The 1,808-nt window shown below is 45.4% G+C and carries 2 protein-coding genes; one reads left to right on the plus strand and one right to left on the minus strand.

What is annotated here, in order from left to right; genetic code table 11:
• Positions 1–310: 310 nt before the first annotated feature.
• The gene (locus Q0238_RS00375; RefSeq protein ID WP_297941760.1) at positions 311–1,075 is read left to right on the plus strand and encodes a hypothetical protein; all 765 of its coding nucleotides are present in this window, start codon (positions 311–313) and stop codon (positions 1,073–1,075) included.
• A gap of 296 nt (positions 1,076–1,371) precedes the next feature.
• Here the strand turns inward: Q0238_RS00375 and Q0238_RS00380 are convergent.
• On the minus strand, positions 1,372–1,808 hold a 437-nt coding region (locus Q0238_RS00380; RefSeq protein ID WP_297941763.1), incomplete at its 5' end, for a dihydropteroate synthase.

The raw sequence follows: 1,808 nt of genomic DNA on the forward strand, positions 1-1,808 counted from the left end.
AGCGGTAGCGGCCCGCACACTTTTTTAAACACGCTAAGATAGGTGCGGGCGGTAAAATTTGCCCGCCGCTCCGCCTCGCAAAATAAATTTAAAATTTATCGCGCCGCACGCTTTTCGTTCGATTTTACCATTTCGCCGACACGCGGTAAAATTGAGCGAGCCGTGAGCTTGCGATATAAATTTTGGCGATTTAGCAGTAAAATTTGCGAGGTTCGCAGTGCGAATTTACGATGATAAAATTTTGCTTCGGTTTCGGCGCAAAGCGCACCGATTAAGAAACTTAGGGAAGATAAAATTTTAAGGGACGAACATGAAAATTATCTCGAAATTTAAAGATAATTACGATTTTATGGTGTCAAAATACGGGCTTGACGAGACTTTGGTCTATGACCGTAGAAACTCTACTCCAGTCAGTGCGGACGAGCTATGGAGGCTTGACGAGGGCGATAAAAAGGTCTTTGAAAGGAAGCTTAGCGGGTACCGCTTTATCGGCGGTAAATTTATAAACTGGAGCAAAACTGACGTAAATAAACTGCCGCGCCTGCTTCACTCCGTGATTTTCATCGGCAAAAATTTAGTCCATATTTTCGCCTCTCAAGGTAAAGCTTACACAAGCCTAGAGTTTGACGAGACGGAGTTAAGAAGGCAATATCAGAAGGACAGAACTTTGAGCTTTGGCGATGGATTTCGCGTCCATATCGTCTCGTGGCTAAGCAAGATGATCGGCAAGCAGGCTACGCGCGAGGAGATTCTGCAGCTCGTGGCGTTAGAGGGCGAGCGCAAAACGACGCTAAAAAATATTGTTCGCGACGATAAAATTATAAGCAAAGATGAAATTTTAAGCGCCCCAATCGTATTTTTTAAGCTCACACAGAACATTCACACCGCAGCGATAAATCCACAGCTTAACGCGATGGGGTTTTATCTGGATGCCGACTTTGTCTGGCAAAGCTTAGTCGAGTTTTTATCCGCCAAAAAGGACGCCTCTGCTCCGGCGGGCACGATACCAAATGATATAAAAATCGCTAGCAAGGGCTTTGACGTAAAGCGCTCGTTTCGCCCAAAAATGAAATAACTCGGCTCGCGCAGCAAATAATCCGTGCAATCGTCGCTAGAATTTATACCGTCCTGCTTCGCTGTTTTGACGCGCCTCATAAATCGAGCGAAATTTTATAAATTTTTATAAGTTTCGACGAGCAAGCGCACGAAAGCTTAGGCGCAAAATAAAACGCGGATAAAATTCCGCAAAAGCTCTTTCGCAAAATTTTAAAAGAATTAAAATATTTCCTTGAGGAATTTTAAAATTCCGCATAAGGCAAATTTACAAAAATCTCGTTAAAAATATAGAATTTCGTGAAATTCCGCAAAATTCTAAAATTTTACCGCAGCGGCGTCCATCGCGCGCATTAGATTTAGCATTTGAGCGTGTTCGAAAACATCGTGCGTGCGGATGATCGCAGCGCCGTTTAAGGCGGCGATCTGGTGCAGATACAGCGAGCCTGCGAGCCTGTCCGCGACCGCAGAGGGGCTGTAAAAATCGATAACGCTCTTTCTGCTCGCGCCCACGAGCAGCGGGCAGCCGAAGTGCAAGAAATGCTGCAAATTTTTAATCAGCACCAAATTTTGCTCGGCGGTCTTGCCAAAGCCGATGCCCACGTCAAGGATGATCTTTTTAAGCCCCTCGCTTCGCAGCTGCTGCAAATTCTGCGCAAAAAACTCATCTATCTCGCCCATCAGATCGTCGTATTTTGGTGCAAGCTGCATATTTTGCGGCTTTCCTTGCATGTGCATCAGCACGTAAGCGGCGT

It is taken from the genome of uncultured Campylobacter sp. (assembly GCF_938045775.1).
GTDB lineage: Bacteria > Campylobacterota > Campylobacteria > Campylobacterales > Campylobacteraceae > Campylobacter_B.